Annotated in this window: 19 protein-coding genes and 1 pseudogene; 18 read left to right on the forward strand and 2 right to left on the reverse strand. The window is 72.9% G+C overall.

Translation table 11 applies throughout. The features are described from left to right. Positions 1-28 precede the first annotated feature (28 nt). Positions 29-898 (reverse strand): annotated as a pseudogene (locus tag ML340_RS10500) (LysR family transcriptional regulator); the annotation flags it as partial. A 221-nt stretch (positions 899-1119) separates the two neighbouring features. On the opposite strand from ML340_RS10500, the gene ML340_RS10505 reads away from it, so the two are divergent. From ML340_RS10505 to ML340_RS10585, 17 genes are all read left to right on the forward strand, one after another. After that, positions 1120-2541 (forward strand): form I ribulose bisphosphate carboxylase large subunit, encoded by a 1422-nt coding sequence (locus tag ML340_RS10505; protein ID WP_240099409.1) that lies wholly within the window; start codon positions 1120-1122, stop codon positions 2539-2541. Between the two features lie 32 nt (positions 2542-2573). After that, a complete protein-coding gene (locus ML340_RS10510; RefSeq protein WP_240099410.1) occupies positions 2574-2900 on the forward strand; it encodes a ribulose bisphosphate carboxylase small subunit in 327 nt (108 codons plus the stop codon). 48 nt (positions 2901-2948) lie between these two features. Beyond that, positions 2949-5075, forward strand: a complete 2127-nt coding sequence (locus ML340_RS10515) for a CsoS2 family carboxysome shell protein (RefSeq protein ID WP_240099412.1) — start codon at positions 2949-2951, stop codon at positions 5073-5075. Between the two features lie 4 nt (positions 5076-5079). Continuing rightward, a complete protein-coding gene (locus ML340_RS10520; protein WP_240099414.1) occupies positions 5080-6612 on the forward strand; it encodes a carboxysome shell carbonic anhydrase in 1533 nt (510 codons plus the stop codon). Between the two features lie 10 nt (positions 6613-6622). Then, a complete protein-coding gene (gene csoS4, locus ML340_RS10525) occupies positions 6623-6883 on the forward strand; it encodes an alpha-carboxysome shell vertex protein CsoS4 (RefSeq protein ID WP_240099416.1) in 261 nt (86 codons plus the stop codon). Further along, positions 6883-7128 carry a carboxysome peptide B gene (locus ML340_RS10530; RefSeq protein WP_240099418.1) on the forward strand — a complete coding sequence of 82 codons (246 nt, stop codon included), beginning with the start codon at positions 6883-6885 and terminating at the stop codon, positions 7126-7128. Before csoS4 ends, ML340_RS10530 begins: the two co-directional genes overlap by 1 nt. A gap of 79 nt (positions 7129-7207) precedes the next feature. Further along, positions 7208-7504 carry an alpha-carboxysome major shell protein CsoS1 gene (csoS1, locus tag ML340_RS10535; protein WP_240099420.1) on the forward strand — a complete coding sequence of 99 codons (297 nt, stop codon included), beginning with the start codon at positions 7208-7210 and terminating at the stop codon, positions 7502-7504. 36 nt (positions 7505-7540) lie between these two features. Continuing rightward, positions 7541-7837: an alpha-carboxysome major shell protein CsoS1 gene (gene csoS1 / locus ML340_RS10540; protein ID WP_240099422.1), complete on the forward strand. Its 297-nt coding sequence runs from the start codon at positions 7541-7543 to the stop codon at positions 7835-7837. 36 nt (positions 7838-7873) lie between these two features. Next, on the forward strand, positions 7874-8212 hold the full coding sequence (gene csoS1 / locus ML340_RS10545; protein ID WP_240099424.1) for an alpha-carboxysome major shell protein CsoS1: 339 nt from the start codon (positions 7874-7876) through the stop codon (positions 8210-8212). A 22-nt stretch (positions 8213-8234) separates the two neighbouring features. Next, a complete protein-coding gene (locus tag ML340_RS10550; RefSeq protein WP_240099426.1) occupies positions 8235-8495 on the forward strand; it encodes a 4a-hydroxytetrahydrobiopterin dehydratase in 261 nt (86 codons plus the stop codon). Positions 8496-8499: 4 nt separating this feature from the next. After that, complete coding sequence (locus ML340_RS10555) at positions 8500-9126, forward strand: AAA family ATPase (protein ID WP_240099427.1); 627 nt, start codon at positions 8500-8502, stop codon at positions 9124-9126. Continuing rightward, a complete protein-coding gene (locus tag ML340_RS10560; RefSeq protein ID WP_240099429.1) occupies positions 9123-9338 on the forward strand; it encodes a hypothetical protein in 216 nt (71 codons plus the stop codon). The genes ML340_RS10555 and ML340_RS10560 overlap by 4 nt, the downstream gene beginning before the upstream one ends. Before the next feature lie 19 nt (positions 9339-9357). Next, positions 9358-10236: a CbbQ/NirQ/NorQ/GpvN family protein gene (locus tag ML340_RS10565; protein ID WP_240099431.1), complete on the forward strand. Its 879-nt coding sequence runs from the start codon at positions 9358-9360 to the stop codon at positions 10234-10236. Positions 10237-10246: 10 nt separating this feature from the next. Further along, on the forward strand, positions 10247-12604 hold the full coding sequence (locus tag ML340_RS10570; RefSeq protein ID WP_240099433.1) for a nitric oxide reductase activation protein NorD: 2358 nt from the start codon (positions 10247-10249) through the stop codon (positions 12602-12604). Beyond that, positions 12601-13269 (forward strand): BMC domain-containing protein, encoded by a 669-nt coding sequence (locus tag ML340_RS11980; RefSeq protein ID WP_240099435.1) that lies wholly within the window; start codon positions 12601-12603, stop codon positions 13267-13269. Before ML340_RS10570 ends, ML340_RS11980 begins: the two co-directional genes overlap by 4 nt. After that, positions 13266-14126, forward strand: a complete 861-nt coding sequence (locus ML340_RS10580) for a S1 family peptidase (protein ID WP_240099437.1) — start codon at positions 13266-13268, stop codon at positions 14124-14126. Before ML340_RS11980 ends, ML340_RS10580 begins: the two co-directional genes overlap by 4 nt. Continuing rightward, positions 14123-14428, forward strand: coding sequence for a hypothetical protein (locus ML340_RS10585; RefSeq protein WP_240099438.1), 306 nt, complete (start codon positions 14123-14125; stop codon positions 14426-14428). Before ML340_RS10580 ends, ML340_RS10585 begins: the two co-directional genes overlap by 4 nt. Before the next feature lie 6 nt (positions 14429-14434). Here ML340_RS10585 and ML340_RS10590 read toward each other — a convergent pair whose 3' ends face one another. Continuing rightward, a complete protein-coding gene (locus ML340_RS10590) occupies positions 14435-14722 on the reverse strand; it encodes a heavy-metal-associated domain-containing protein (protein WP_240099440.1) in 288 nt (95 codons plus the stop codon). 103 nt (positions 14723-14825) lie between these two features. On the opposite strand from ML340_RS10590, the gene ML340_RS10595 reads away from it, so the two are divergent. Beyond that, positions 14826-16043: a patatin-like phospholipase family protein gene (locus ML340_RS10595; RefSeq protein WP_240099442.1), complete on the forward strand. Its 1218-nt coding sequence runs from the start codon at positions 14826-14828 to the stop codon at positions 16041-16043. Positions 16044-16060: the final 17 nt, after the last annotated feature.

Below are 16060 nucleotides of genomic sequence, written 5' to 3' on the forward strand. Positions count from 1 at the left end.
TGCCGAGCAGGCCGCGCGCTTCCTCCAGCACGAAGCGCAGGAAGGCGTCGGCCACGGTCGAGAAGCGCTTGCCGGTGCGGTGCGCCACGTACCACTGGCGGCGGATCGGGAAGCCCTGGACGTCGAGCACCACCAGCCGGCCGAGCGCCAGCTCCAGCTCAAGGGTGTGCGCCGAGATCACCCCGAACCCGAGCCCGGCCTCGACCGCCTGCTTGATCGCCTCGTTGCTGCTCATCTGCATGTCCACGGTCAGGCACAGCCCGGCCGCCTCGAAGAAGCGCTCGGCCGCCATGCGGGTGCCGGAGCCGGGTTCGCGGCTGATGAACGCCTCCTGCGCCAGCCGCTCCAGCCCGATCGCGGTCTGGCCCGCGAGCGGATGGCTGGGTGCGGCGATCACCACCAGCGGGTTGTCGAGGAACGGGTGCGCGACCAGATCCGCGCTGGCCGGCGGCTGGCCCATGATCGCCAGGTCCTTGTCGCTGGTCTCCAGCAGTTCGAGGATGCGCTCGCGGTTGGAGACGTCGAGGTCGATCCGGATGTCCGGGTAGCGCCGCCGGAATGCGGCCAGCAGACGCGGTGCGAAGTAGTTGGCGGTGCTGGCGATGGTGATGTTGAGCTGGCCGCGGCGCAGCCCGCGCAGATCCTCCAGCTCGCCCTCGGCCTCGCGCACCCGCGCCAGCACGCCCTGCGCGTGGCGGTACAGCGCGTGGCCGGCGTCGGTCAGGTGCATCTTCTTGCCGACCCGGTCGATCAGCGGCACGCCCGCCTGCTCTTCGAGCAGGCGAATGTGCATCGACACCGCCGGCTGGGTCATGTGCAGCACCTCCGCGGCGCGGGTGTAGCCGCCAAGGCGGACAGTGGCTTCGAACACCTGGAGCTGGCGCAGGGTGAGGTGCATATGCCTCCCGGGCGGGGCATTGGATAACCCAGGGTTATCCTGACCATCAGGAATCACAATTGTCAATTATGAAAAACGCGGCGTAGGGTCTCGCCACGGCCCCGAACGCGCAGACCGCCATGCCGCCACTGGAGGGTGCCGGCGCAGGCCGGCAGGGGCAGGGGAGCGGCGATCGGGCGGGCCGGTCGCGGAGAACAACAGCACGCCGAGGAGCGAACCGTATGGCAGTCAAGACCTACCAGGCCGGGGTCAAGGAATACCGCCAGACCTACTGGATGCCGGACTACACTCCGCTGGACAGCGATCTGCTGGCCTGCTTCAAGATCACCCCGCAGCCGGGTGTGGATCGCGAGGAAGCCGCCGCGGCCGTGGCCGCCGAGTCCTCCACCGGCACCTGGACCACGGTGTGGACCGACCTGTTGACCGACCTCGATTACTACAAGGGCCGCGCCTATCGCATCGAGGACGTGCCCGGCGACGACACCTGCTTCTACGCCTTCATCGCCTACCCGATCGACCTGTTCGAGGAAGGCTCGGTGGTCAACGTGTTCACCTCGCTGGTGGGCAACGTGTTCGGCTTCAAGGCCATCCGCGCGCTGCGCCTGGAGGACGTGCGCTTCCCGCTGGCCTACGTGAAGACCTGCGGCGGCCCGCCGCAGGGCATCCAGGTCGAGCGCGACATCCTCAACAAGTACGGCCGCCCGCTGCTGGGCTGCACGATCAAGCCCAAGCTCGGGCTGTCGGCCAAGAACTATGGGCGCGCGGTGTACGAGTGCCTGCGCGGCGGCCTGGACTTCACCAAGGACGATGAGAACGTCAACAGCCAGCCGTTCATGCGCTGGCGCGCGCGCTTCGACTTCGTGATGGAGGCGATCCAGAAGGCCGAGGCCGAGACCGGCGAACGCAAGGGCCACTACCTCAACGTGACCGCGCCGACCCCGGAGGAGATGTACAAGCGCGCCGAATATGCCAAGGAGATCGGCGCGCCGATCATCATGCACGACTACATCACCGGCGGGTTCTGCGCCAACACCGGGCTGGCCAACTGGTGCCGCGACAACGGCATGCTGCTGCACATCCACCGGGCGATGCACGCGGTGCTCGACCGCAACCCCCACCACGGCATCCACTTCCGGGTGCTGACCAAGATCCTGCGCCTGTCCGGCGGCGACCATCTGCACACCGGCACCGTGGTGGGCAAGCTCGAGGGCGACCGCGCCGCCACCCTCGGCTGGATCGACCTGCTGCGCGAGAGCTACGTCCCCGAGGACCGCAGCCGCGGCATCTTCTTCGACCAGGACTGGGGCTCGATGCCCGGCGCCTTCGCCGTCGCGTCCGGCGGCATCCACGTGTGGCACATGCCCGCGCTCGTCACCATCTTCGGCGACGACTCGGTGCTGCAGTTCGGTGGCGGCACGCTCGGCCACCCGTGGGGCAACGCCGCCGGCGCGCACGCCAACCGCGTCGCGCTGGAAGCCTGCGTGCAGGCGCGCAACGAGGGCCGCCAGTTGGAGAAGGAGGGCAAGGAGATCCTCACCGCCGCGGCCGCGCATTCGCCCGAACTGAAGATCGCCATGGAGACGTGGAAGGAGATCAAGTTCGAGTTCGACACCGTGGACAAGCTCGACATCGCCCACCGCTGACCCCGCCACGCCGACATCCGGGAGCCGCCGCCATGGCCGTGCAAGCCTACAAGCAGACCCTCCGTTACGAGACTTTCTCCTACCTGCCGCAGATGACGCCCGAGCAGGTGCGCCGGCAGATCGCCTATGCCATCGCCCAGGGCTGGAACCCGGCGGTGGAGCACACCGAGCGCGGCACGCCGGCGAAGGTGAGCTTCTGGTACATGTGGAAGCTGCCGATGTTCGGCGAGCAGTCGGTGGACGCCGTGCTCGCCGAGTTGGAGGCCTGTCGGCGTGAGTTCCCCGAGCATCTGGTGCGCTTCGTCGCCTACGACAACTACGCGCAGAGCCAGGGGACCGCCTTCGTCGTCTATCGCTGATGCGCCCGCGTCGCGACGCCTGCGCCTGATCGCCCCGCGAGGATCGCCATGACCCCGTCCGTCGAAACCGCCACCCACGTGACCCTGTCCGGGCGTGACCTGGCCCTGCAGCGCCGCCAGGCGCTGGCCCGCCACGGTCGCGGCGGCAGCGCCGTGCGCACCGCGTCGACTGCGACCTCGCCGCGCGTTCCCGCGCCGCCGGTCGCCGCGGCCGAGGGCAAGGCCGACTGCGGTTGCGGCGGCCGCGACCCCGGCTGCGCCGCATCCACCCCGCGCGCCGCGCATGGGCTGGCCGGCAGCGCGCCGATGGCCGGGCGGGCACTGGCGCAGGCGCGCCGGCAGGCGCTCGCGCAGGCGGGCAAGGCCGCCCTCGCGGGACGCAGCAGCGGCGCGGCGACCACAGCGCCTGCGTCGGCACCAGTGCGACCGGACGCGGCACCTGCCGCAGTGGTGGCCGGCATGCCGCACCCGGCGGCCGCCGCCGGCCGCCAGTTGGCGATGCAGCGGCGGCGTGCGCTTGCCCTGGGTGGGCGCAGCGTAGTCGCCTCCGGCGCGAGCCGTCCGAGCGGGCGGCCACGTCCGCAGCCGGCGGCCGCGATCGCAGCTGCACCGGCATCGCGCACGACGCCCGCGGTGGCCACGGTCACTGCCGCATCCGTGCGGGCCGGCCTGCTGCCGACGCGTGCGTCGGGCGCGCCGGCCGCGCGCCTGACCGGCCTGCGCCTGGGCGAGGCCGGCAAAGTGACCGGTGGCGAGGCCGGCGCGGATCGTGCGGTCACCGGCACCCGCTATGCCGATCCCGGTCAGGATCGTGCGCCCGACAAGGTCGCGCGCAGCCATACCGCCGCCGGCCAGACGGTCACCGGCAGCGTGCTCGGACGCAGCGAGCGCGTCACCGGCGATGAACCGGGCGCGTGCCGCGCGGTGACCGGCGCGCAGTACCTGGCGGCAGAGCAGTTCGCGCAGTGCGGCAGCGCACCGCCGGCGACGCCGCGCAAGGTCAGCGTGATGTCCGCGCGCGGCGGTGGTCGCATCACCGGCATCGCGCTGGGGCCGGATGCGGAGGTGACCGGCGGCGAAGCCGGTGCCTGCCGTGCGATCACCGGCAGCCAGTATTTGGATCCAATCGAGGCCGGGGCCTGTCCGGTGCGCGCCGCGCCGGCCAAGGTCGCAACGCTGGCGACCCATGGCGGGCAGCGCGTCACCGGTGGCGAGCCCGGCGGCGGCGCACGGGTCACCGGCACCCTGGCGCGCACCCAGCGCGCGCCCAGTGGCATCGACCTCGGTGGTCCGGCGGCGACGGCGCCCGCCGCCAAGGTCGCGGTGGACGCCACCCTGCGCGGGCCGGTGGTGACCGGCCAGATGCCAGGACGGGCGCCGCAGGTCACCGGGGATGTGCGCGGGAGTTGCGCCACGGTCACCGGCACCCCGTATGCCGGGCGCCGCCAGTACGAGGCGTTCTGCCCGGCGCCGGCGCTGGAGGCGCAGGCCGCGCGCGTGCCGGTGCGCACCACGATCACGGCCAGCGTGGTCAGCGGCGACCGTCCCGGGGCGGGCGGCAACGCGGTGACCGGCGACGATCGCGGCGCCTGCGTCACCGTCTCCGGCACGCCCTACATCGGGCGCGACAACGGCGCCGCCGCGTGCCCGCCGGATCGTGGTTTCCAGCCGCGCGCGCTGCGCGAGGCGCCGGCGGAACCCGTGCCCGCGCCGCCGCCGCGCGATTTCAGCATCGCTAGCCCGGCGCGGCGCGCCGGCGAGGCGCGCCAGGCCCAGGTCACCGGCAACTCGTTCGCGGTCGACCGCATCACCGGCCCGGTCAACAAGGCGGCCGAGCTCATCACCGGCACGCCCGAGTTCCGCCATCGCGCGCCAGTCACGGCGACGGCGCCCGTCGCCCCGCCGGCCGCGCGCCGGCTGACCGGCGCCGGGCGCGAGGATGCCCGCATCACCGGCGATGCCTGGCACGCGCTGCGCCCGGTCACCGGCACCGAGGGCACGTCCGCGCTGGCCCGCAATGCCACCCTGCGCGGCCAGCCGCGCGGCGCCGGCAGCGACGCGCGCCGCTTCCGCGAGGTCGAGCGGCTGCCGGTGCCGGACTCGCCGATCACCGGCTCGGCCGGCAATACCCGGCGCGGCGCCACCGTGACCCTGTCCGGCGGGGCCAGGGGCTGAAGCCATGAACACCCGCCAGCGCATGCTCGCCCTGCATCGCCGCGACCCCGCTCCGCCCCCGGTGGCGCGGCCACGGCTGCAGGCGGTCGCGCCGGCCAACCCGGCCTGCGTGGTCGGGGCCGGGCAGCGTTGCGAGCATGCGCTGGTCGACGCCGAGCTCAACCGCCGGCTGTACGAATACGAGCGCAGCCTGCGCGCCCGCTTCAGCGGCATCGTGGAAACCCTCAAGCAGATTTCGGCGCTGCAGCACGAGCCGGATTTCGCCGCGCGGGCGCAGCAGTTGGCGCAGCAACGCCTTGGCTACACCCTGCCGCAGACCCTGCTGGACGACGCCTGGGTGTCGGGCTTGGACATGAAGGCGCTGCACACCCACTGCATCTTTCAGAGCTTCAAGACCTGCATCGACAGCACCGACGCCGATCAGGCGCCGTGGCTCGACCGCATGGCGATCACGCCCGACTTTCTCGCCGCCTGCGGCTATCACACCGTCGACATCACCCCGTGCGCCGACGGTCGGCTGCAAGGCCTGGTGCCGTTCGTGTTCCGCATGGCGCCCAGCCGCAACGTTTACGTCAAGGCCTATGCGGGGGCGATGTTCGACGTCGAAGCCGACATGGTCGATTGGGCGCACCGCGAGCTCGAGCGGCTCACAGGGGGCATACCCGGCGGCGAGTCGCAGAACTACCTCAAGATCGCGGTCTATCACTTCAGCAGTTCGCGCTCGCACGACCAGGGCTGCGCCTTCCACGCCAGCATCGACGAGCAGGCGGTCGAGTCGGCCAAGCAGCGCCTTGGCGAATTGCGCGTGGCCATCGAGCGCACCTATGGTGCCGGCATGGCTCCCGCCGTCTTGCTGGTGGGGCTGGACACCGACCTGGATGCCCTGCGCATCCACTTGCCGGATGCCGACGGCGAGGTCGACCCCCACCGTTACATCGACACCGCGGAGCTGTACCGCGACACGGTGGGGTTGCCCGCGGTGCAGGCGCGCGAGCTGATCGCCGCGCGCGTGGAGGAGGTGCAGGCGATGCAGGGCCAGGGCCAGGGTCGCGGCCAGATGAGCGCGGGCATGCGTCGGCTGGTGCTGGCGCTGGCCGAAGCCAACCTGTCGCAGATCGAGTTCGTGATTCACCATCATCAAGGGCGCTACTCGATCCTGGGCCACGACGAAGAATTCATCTGCGCCGGCGAAGCTACGCACTACGTGCAGATGCGCAACAAGTATTACTTCGCCCACCTCGACACGGTCGAGGAAGGAGCGCCCGATCTCGACGTCGGCATCAGGATTTTCACCGGCCTGAACGTGCAGCACGGGCTGCCGGTTCCGGTCCTGGTGCATTTCTATTACTCCTCGCGCGTGCCCGGTTCGCGCGACCGTGCGCTCAAGCGCGCCCGACGGGTGAAAGCGGCGATCGAATCCCGGTATCCGGCGCTGGTGGCGCGGGGTCTGCTCGTCTGCCGCATGGCGCTGTCCGACCGTTTCGACACCGAACGCTGCGTGTTCGTCGACGATGCGACGCCGGATGCAAGGCATTGAGGGCTGAGCCATGCGCATCATGCGAGTGGAGAAAACCCTGGTCTCGACCAACCGCATCGAGCAGTTCGGGCATCGCCCGCTGCTGGTGGTGCAGGACCGTCCCGGCGGCCCGCGCGCGGTCGCGGTCGACGCGGTCGGCTGCATCCCCGGTGACTGGGTGATCTGCGTCGGCTCCTCGGCGGCGCGCGACGCCGCCGGCGCCAAGGATTTCCCGTCCGATCTCACCATCGTCGGGATCATTGATAACTGGGATCCGGAGGGGCAGGGCTGATGGACATCCTGCGTGTGCGCGAGGAACTGGTGTGCACCCGGCGCGTACCTGGGCTCAAACAGGCGTCGCTGCGGGTGCTCGAGGGCGAGCGCGGCACCTTGCTGGTGGCCACCGACCCGGTCGGCGTGCCGCCGGGTAAGTGGGTGTTCGCGACCGTCGGCACCGCCGCACGCCATGCGATGGGCGACTACGACGTGCACACCGATCTGACCATTTGCGGAATCATCGACCACTGGGAGCCCTGAACCAGGGGCGGGCGCCGGCCGCGGCCGGCACCTGCGGGCGCGGCAATCAACGAACACACGGCAGCGGAGGAGGTGCGACATGGCGGAGCGGACGGGCATTGCCCTGGGGATGATCGAGACGCGCGGGCTGGTGCCCGCGATCGAGGCGGCGGACGCGATGTGCAAGGCGGCGGAGGTGCGGCTGATCGGCCGCCAGTTCGTCGGCGGCGGCTACGTGACGGTACTGGTGCGCGGCGAGACCGGCGCGGTGAACGCGGCGGTGCGTGCGGGCGCGGATGCGTGCGAGCGGGTCGGCGACGGGCTGGTGGCGGCGCACATCATCGCGCGCGTGCACGGCGAGGTGGAAGGCATCCTGCCGACCGCGCCGCAGGCGTGAGCCGCGTGAATTCCAACCACAGGCGGGAGACGTGAGATGGCGAGCGTGACGGGCATTGCCCTGGGGATGATTGAGACGCGCGGGCTGGTGCCCGCGATCGAGGCGGCGGACGCGATGTGCAAGGCGGCGGAGGTGCGGCTGATCGGCCGCCAGTTCGTCGGCGGTGGCTACGTGACGGTGCTGGTGCGCGGCGAGACCGGCGCGGTGAACGCGGCGGTGCGTGCGGGCGCGGATGCGTGCGAGCGGGTCGGCGACGGGCTGGTGGCGGCGCACATCATCGCGCGCGTGCACGGCGAGGTGGAAGGCATCCTGCCGACCGCCCCGCAGGCGTGAGCCGCGTGAATTCCAACCACAGGCGGGAGACGTGAGATGGCGAGCGTGACGGGCATTGCCCTGGGGATGATCGAGACGCGCGGGCTGGTGCCCGCGATCGAGGCGGCGGACGCGATGTGCAAGGCGGCGGAGGTGCGGCTGATCGGCCGCCAGTTCGTCGGCGGCGGCTACGTGACGGTGCTGGTGCGCGGCGAGACCGGCGCGGTGAACGCGGCGGTGCGTGCGGGCGCGGATGCGTGCGAGCGGGTCGGCGACGGGCTGGTGGCGGCGCACATCATCGCGCGCGTGCACGGCGAGGTCGAAGGCATCCTGCCGACCGCGGCGGACGCGGGCGGCGGCGGCCGCGACGGCGAACTGGCGCCGGCGCGCAGCTGAGGCGGGCAGGCGGGAGGCAGCCATGGCCGAGAGCGACATTCCCGACGGCTGGCAGGCGCGCGGCACCCCGCCGACCCTGTTCCGGCGCTTCCCGTTCCCGGACTACCCGGCGACGCGGCGCTTCCTGGATGCTTTGGCCGACTTGTCGGCGCAGGCCGGCGTGCATCCGCAGAACATCAACTTCGGCAGCGGCTACGTCAACGTGACTCTGGACGCGACCGCGTCCGGCGCCGCCGATGCCGGGCTCGCGCGCCGGATCGACGCCCTGCTGGCGCAGGGGTGAAGCCATGGCCCGCGTGGTCGCGGTGGTCAACCAGAAGGGCGGCGCCGGCAAGACCACCCTGGCCATGCAGCTGGCCGGCGCGCTGGCGCGGCGGGCGCCGACCGCGCTGCTCGACCTCGATCCGCAGGCCTCCGCGCGGCAGTGGGCGCGCGCCGGCGGCGCCCCGTTTCCGGCCACGGTCGCGGCGCTGGACGGTGAGTGCACGCGCGCGCAGCTGCTGGCGCGCTTCCGTGGGCAGGCCTACCTGGTGCTGGACTGCCCGCCCGCGCTGGGGCCACCGGCATTGTCCGCGCTGCGCGCGGCCGACCTCGCGCTGGTGCCGGTGCTGCCCTCGCCGGTCGACCTGTGGTCGAGCCTGACCCTGCCGCAGGAGATCGCCGCTGCGCGCCGCGACAACCCGCGCCTGTGTGCGCACCTGGTGGTGAACCAGCTGGAGCCGGGCAGCGCGCTGTCGGCGGCGATGCACGGCGCGCTGGCCGAGTTCGGGCTGCCGGTGCTGGCCGCGGGCGTGCGCCGGCGCGCGGTCTACCGCACCGCGGCGCTGGAGGGCGTTGCGGTCCACCAACTCGGCGCGCGCGGCCGCGCCGCCGCCGCCGAGATCGATGCGATCCTCGAGGAGCTGCAGCTATGACCACCGTGCAGGACAAACTGGCCGCCAGCCTCCGCCGCGCCAAGGCGGACCCGGCCGCGGCGCCGGCGCCGCCACCGCCCGCGCCGGCACGCGGCGCGCGCACGAGCAAGCGCCGCGCGCCTGCCAGCGCCGAGCCCGCGCCGCGCGTGCATGCCGGCGGCATTCCCGATTCGTCCACCGCGCTGCATCCGGCGCGGGTGTGGCCGGACTGACCCGGCCGTGGAGGCCCGTATGTATCCCGATCCCTATTCGCGCACCTACTCGCCGCGGCAGGCGGCGCTGGCCCGGGCCGCCGCGCAGGCGGTCGCCGGCGACCCGCTGGAGGCCTACCGCGTGCACCAGGAGCCGTACTACCGCGCGGTCGCCGACGAGGTCGAGCTGTACGAGGCAGCCTACGCGGTGCGCATGCCGGTCATGCTCAAGGGCCCGACCGGGTGCGGCAAGACCCGGTTCGTCGAGTACATGGCCTGGCGCCTGCAGCGGCCGCTGGTCACGGTCGCCTGCAACGAGGACATGACCGCCTCCGACCTGGTCGGGCGCTTCCTGCTGGACGCGCAGGGCACCCGCTGGCAGGACGGGCCGCTGGCGCTGGCCGCGCGCCTGGGCGCGATCTGCTACCTCGACGAGGTGGTGGAGGCGCGCCAGGACACCACAGTGGTGATCCACCCGCTGACCGACGCCCGCCGCCAGTTGCCGCTGGAGAAGAAGGGCGAACTGGTGCACGCGCACCCGGATTTCCAGCTGGTGATCTCCTACAACCCGGGCTACCAGAGCCTGATGAAGGACCTCAAGCAGTCGACCAAGCAGCGCTTCGGCGCGCTCGACTTCGACTACCCGCCGCATGCGGTGGAGGCCGAGATCGTCGCGCACGAGGCCGGGGTCGATGCCGACACCGCCGCGCGCCTGGTCCACATCGGCGAGCGCGCGCGCAACCTCAAGGGCCATGGCCTGGACGAAGGACTCTCGACCCGCATGCTGGTGCACGCCGGGCGCTTGATCGCGCAGGGCGTGCCGGCGCTGGCCGCGTGCCGAATGGCGCTGGTGCGCCCGATCACCGACGATCCGGACATGCGCGACGCGCTGGATGCCGCGGTCACCACCTACTTCTGACCCGCGCGCGATGGCCATCCGCCTCGACGACCACGCCGAACTGCTGCAGGCGCTGCCGGGCGAGGCCCAGCAGCTGCTGCACGCGTCGTGGCAGGAGGCCGCGCGCGCGTTCTCCCCGCGCGGGCTGGACGGCTACCTGCGCGGCGCGCTCGCGCTGCACCAACTCGGCCGCGGCAGCGAGCTGGTCGCCTCCTACCTGGAGGCGATGCCGGCGCTGGCGCGCGCGATCGGCGAGGACGCGCTGCCGGCGCTGGTCAACGCCCTGCTGGCGATGGCCTCCAAGACCTCCGGCCAGGTGCTGGCGCTGGTCGCCGCCACCGCCCCGGTCGCGGCCGCCCGGCTCGGCGATCCGGGCCTGTTCCGCGACTACCTGGCGCTGCTGGACCATCTGCTGGCGCAGGCTCCGCGCGGGCTGCGCCCCTTGCTGGAGAACCTCGAGCGCCTCCTCGGCCAGCTCACCCTCGGCGGCCTCCGGCGCTGGGTGCAGTGGGGCGTGCAGGCCTACCGCAGCGACCTCGAGGGCCAGCAGCGCTACTTCTCGCTGCACAGCCCGGATGCGTTGGCGGTGCTGCAGCAGGAGCGGCGCGGCACCCTGTTCGTGGATGTGCAGCGCCGGCTGAACCTGTACCTGCGCGCGCTGTGGGGGCGCGACTTCTTCCTGCGCCCGACCTCGGGCGACTACGAGACCCGCGCCGGCCTGCGCCCGTACATCGAGCGCCACGTGATCCACCTGGCCGATGCCTACGACGACTGGCCGCCGGCGGACGCCGTGGGCGAGGCCGTGCCGGGCCTTGAGCTGTACCGCGCCGCCGCCAACCACTGCGCGGCGCACCTGGTCTTCACCGCCCGCCCGCTGTCGATGCAGATGCTCTCGCCGCTGCAGCTCGCGGTGATCGGCGTGTTCGAGGACGCCCGGGTCGAGACCTGCGCGATCCGGCGCTTCCCCAACCTGCGCGCGGCCTGGCTGCGCCTGCATCCGCCGGTGGCTTACGGCGCGCCGGCGCGGATCGGCGAATTGCTGGACCGCCTGGCGCGCGCCTTGCTGGAGGAGGCCCCGCAGGATCCGCACCCGTGGGTGCGCCAGGGAGTGGAGGCGTTCCGCGCCGCCTGCGAGCGCCCCGGTGCGCTCGACACCGCGCAGACGTCCTGGGAGCTCGGGGTCGCGCAGGTGCACGCGCTGCCGCCCGGCCTGCCAGAGTTCCACGTCCGCCACGACGAGCCGACCGCGCCCTACCGCGACGACAACCGCGCGTTGTGGCAGCAGGAAGCCTACGACGAGGCCGAGGCGCTGGCGGCGACCTGGGAGACCCGCCAGCAAGTGCGCCGCAAGGTCAACGCGGTGGAGATGGCCAACGAGGTCGACAACGAATTCGCCGGCGACGATGCACAGGAAGTGTGGGTGCTGCCGACCGAGTTCTGGCTCGACCAGGAGGGCACCACCCTCAATGCGTTGGAGGGCCGCCCGCCGCAGGCCGACCCGGTGCACTACCCGGAATGGGACTACGGCCTGCAGCTGGAGCGCCCGGGCTGGGCGACCGTGCTGGAGCGGCATCCGCCGGCCGGCGACCCGGCGGTGGTCGAGGCCATCCTGGCCGAGCACCGCGGAGCCAGCGCGCGCCTGAAGCACTTGATCGAGGCGCTGGTGCCGCAGGGCCTGCAGCGCGTCCGCCGGCTGCAGGACGGCGACGACCTCGACCTCGACGCCGCGCTGTGCGCCTGGCTCGACCTGCGCCTCGGCCGGCAGCCGGACACCCGCATCATGCTGCGCCGCCAGCGCCGCACCCGCGATCTCGCGGTGCTGGTCCTGCTCGACCTGTCCGAGTCCGCCAATGACAAGGTGCGCGGGCAGGACTACAGCGTGCTCGAGTTGACCCGCGCCGCCACCGTGCTGCTCGCGGAGGCGCTGGACCGGGTCGGGGATGCGTTCGCCCTGCACGGGTTCTGCTCGAACGGGCGCCACGACGTGCACTACTACCGCTTCAAGGATTTCGAGACGCCCTACGACGACCTGGTGCGCGCGCGCCTGGCCGCGATGCGCGCCGGCTACTCGACCCGGATGGGCGCGGCCCTGCGCCACGCCGGCGGGTTCCTGGCGCGGCGCGCGGCGGCGCGCCGGGTGTGCTTCGTGGTCACCGACGGCGCACCGGCCGACAACGACGTGCGCGACCCGCGCTACTGCCGCGAGGACGCCCGTCGCGCGGTCGAGGAACTGGCGCGGGGCGGGATCGCCACTTACGCGCTCTCGCTCGACCCGCAGGCCGACGAGTACGTGGCGCACATCTTCGGCGCGCGCCGCTACACCGTGCTCGACCACCCGGCGCGGCTGCCGGAGACCCTGCCGCGCCTGTACCTGGGGCTGACCCGGTGAGCGTGCCCGCATCCGAGGCCGGCAGCGTGCGCCCGCGCATCAGTCTGCGCACGTTCGTGTTCATCGATGCGTTGCAGCCGCAGCTGGCGTCCTACCTCGCCACCTCCTCGCAGGGCTTCCTGCCGGTCCCGGGCGATGCGTGCCTATGGGTCGAGGTCGCGCCCGGGATGGCGGTGCACCGCCTGTCCGACATCGCCCTGAAGGAGACCAACGTGCACCTGGGCGAGCAGGTGGTGGAGCGCGCGTTCGGCTCGATGGAGATCCACTACCGCAACCAGAGCGAGGTGCAGGAGGCCGGCGCGGTCATCCTGCGCCAGTTGCAGACCGCGGTGGACACCCGCCTGCCGTGCCAGGTTGCGTGGAACGAGATCATCCGCGGCATCACCCCCGACCACACCACCCTGATCAACCGCCAGCTGCGCAAGGGCTCGATGATCCTGCCCGGCAAGAGCATGTTCATCCTCGAGGTCGAGCCGGCCGGCTACATCGTGTACGCCGCCAACGAGGCCGAGAAAGCCGCCAACGTCACCCTGGTCGACGTCAAGCCGTTCGGCAGCTTCGGCCGGCTCACCATGATGGGCAGCGAGGCCGAGGCCGAGGCGGCGCAGGCGGCGGCGCTGCGCGCGCTGGCCCAGCTCAACCGGCAGGCGGGGCAGGGGGCATGAGGCCGGCACCGCCCGCCGCCGTGCGCCCGCGCCTGCGGGTCGATTCCACCGCCAAGCGGCTGCTGTTCGCGACCGTGCGGGTGGACACCGAATTGGAGGACGGCAGCCGCGGCTCGGGCACGGCGTTCGTGGTCCGCCACGCCTATCCCGGCGGCAGCGCCTGCTATGTGGTCAGCAACCGCCATCTGGTCGAGGGCGTGCGCCGCGGCGGGCTGGTGTTCACCCGCGCCGAGGATGGCGAGCCGCGGATCGGGGCGCGCGTCGAGCTGGCCATCGAGGACTTCGCCCAGGCCTGGTTCCTGCACCCGGATCCGGCGGTGGACCTGGCGCTGGTGCCGCTGCGCCCGCTCGAGCAGGCCGCGCAGGCGCAGGGCGTGCGTCTGTACTACAGCCCGATCGATACCCGGCTGGCGCTGGATGCGGCCACCGCCGCGCGCCTGGACGCGCTCGAGGACGTGCTGTTCGTGGGTTACCCCAGCGGGGTCTGGGACCAGACGAACCTGATGCCGATCCTGCGCCGCGGTACCACCGCCACCCCGCTGGCGCTGGACTTCGAGGGGCGCCCGGAGTTCCTGGTCGACGCCGCGGTGTTCCCCGGTTCCTCCGGCAGCCCGGTGTTCGTGCACCAGCCGGAGACCGCCCCGGCGATGCACGGCGTCGGCCGCCAGATCCACTTCGCCGGGGTGGTGGCGGCGGTGTTCTTCCGCGCGGACAGCGGGTTGCCGGTGCCGGCACCGGTGCCGGCGCAGCACGGCGGGCTGGCCGCGGCCACCGAGATGCTCGATCTTGGCCTGGTGATCAAGGCCGACGCGGTGCTCGGCCTGCTCGCGGCCTATCTGCGCCAGTACCCGCCATGAGCACGCCGCGACCGACCTATCCGGGGCTGCATGCCGACGGCCACGGGCTGACCGCGCTCGGCCGGGTGGTGCTGGATGCCTGGGTGTTCGGCCTGCTGCCCGAGCACGAGGACTGCGCCGGCTGGGACCTGGGACGGATGCAGTCGCTGATGCAACAGGTCGAGGCGCGCTGGGACATGCACGGCGGGCTGCCGAGCCGGCTGCCGCCGGACCTGCGCGAACGCCACGCGCGGATCTACGCCGAGGCCACCGCGCGCGCCGCCGCGCGCGGCTGGGACCCGGCGCTCGACGACGAGGCTTGAAGCGCGTCAGTCCTCGCCGCCGAGGCGGCCGACCGCGCAGCTGACGAACGACTTGGCGCTCGCGGCCATCGCCGCCAGGCCGTCCACCGTGCCCTGCTCGGGATAGCCCAGCGCGCGCAGGCGCTCGGCGATCTGCGCGCGCAGCGCGGGGTCGGCCTCGACCTCGAGGTGGCCGCTGGCGGGGTCGAGCGCGACCACCCGTGCCTGCGGCACGGCCTCGACCGCCTTGCGGATGCTGTTGGCGCAACCGCCGCACTTGACGTTGGCCAGTTCGAACTGGAGCAGGCTGGGCATGGCGGGACTCCCGGGGGAAAGGAACATCGACAGGCGAATTGTGCGCCCGCACGCGGGCACGCGCCTGAACCGCGGGCGCGCCGCGCTGCGGTATCGTTGGGGCATGCTACCAGTCGCCCCGACCGCCGCCGACCCCGCCCCGACCGGGCTGGTGCTGCAGGGGGGCGGCGCGCGCACCGCCTACCAGGCCGGCGTGCTGGCCGGGGTGCTGGAGGTGCTCCAGGCGCGCTGGCCGGCGGCCTCGGCCAACCCGTTCCCGATCGTGTGCGGCACCTCGGCCGGGGCGATCAATGCCGGCTACTTCGCCGCCCATTGCAGCGACTGGCGCGCGGCGATCGCAGCCATGCCCGGCGAGTGGGAGCGCCTGACCCCGGGCGACGTGTTCCATGTCGGCACCCTGCCGCTGGCGCGCGGCGGACTGGGCTGGCTGCGCCTGTTCGCGTTCGGCTGGCTATGGCGGCAGAACCCGCGCAGCCTGCTCGACAACCGCCCGCTGGAGCGCACGCTGGCGCGGCTGTTCCCGCCGGGGCGGCTGGCGGCGGCGCTCGAGGCCGGCGCGCTGGAGGCGCTGTCGGTGTCCGCCTCGGGCTATACCCTCGGCCGCCACGTCAGCTTCTTCCAGGCCGCGCGCGCGCATCCGGGCTGGCGCCAGCCCGGCGAATGGGCGGTGCCGGCGCAGATCGAGGTCGCGCACCTGCTCGCCTCCAGCGCGCTGCCCTTCATCTTCCCGGCGGTGCCGCTGGCATGCGGGGAGGGCACGGACTATTTCGGTGACGGCGCGATGCGCCAGCTCGCCCCGTTGGCGCCGGCCATCCATTTGGGCGCGCAGCGGATCCTGGCGATCGACGTAGCCGAGCCGCGCCCGCCGTGGCCGCCGCCGGCCGGCGCCGCGCCGGCCTATCCCAGCCTCGCCCAGATCGCCGGGCATGCGATGGCCTCGATCTTCCTCGATACCCTGCGCGCCGACGCGCACCAGGCCACCCGCATCAATGCGATGCTGGCGCAGGTGCCGCCGGCGCTGCGCGAGACCCTGCCGCTGCATCCGCTGCCGGTGCTGGCGATCTCGCCCTCGCAGTCGATCAGCGCGATCGCGGCGCGCTACTGGCGGAGCATGCCGGGTGCGGCGCGGCGCCTGCTGGAAGGCGTCGGCACCGGCCACGGCAGCGGCGCGATGCTGGCCAGCTACCTGCTGTTCACCGGCGACTACCTGCACGAGTTGGTGGAACTCGGCCGCGCGGACGCGCGCGCCCGGCGCGCCGAGCTGGAGGCCCTGCTGACTCCGCCCGGCCAGGCGCCGGCGGCGCGCCCGGAGGTGGCGTGAACCGGCGCGGCTTCCTC

Source organism: Thermomonas flagellata, assembly GCF_022419185.1.
Classification (GTDB): Bacteria; Pseudomonadota; Gammaproteobacteria; order Xanthomonadales; family Xanthomonadaceae; genus Thermomonas; species Thermomonas flagellata.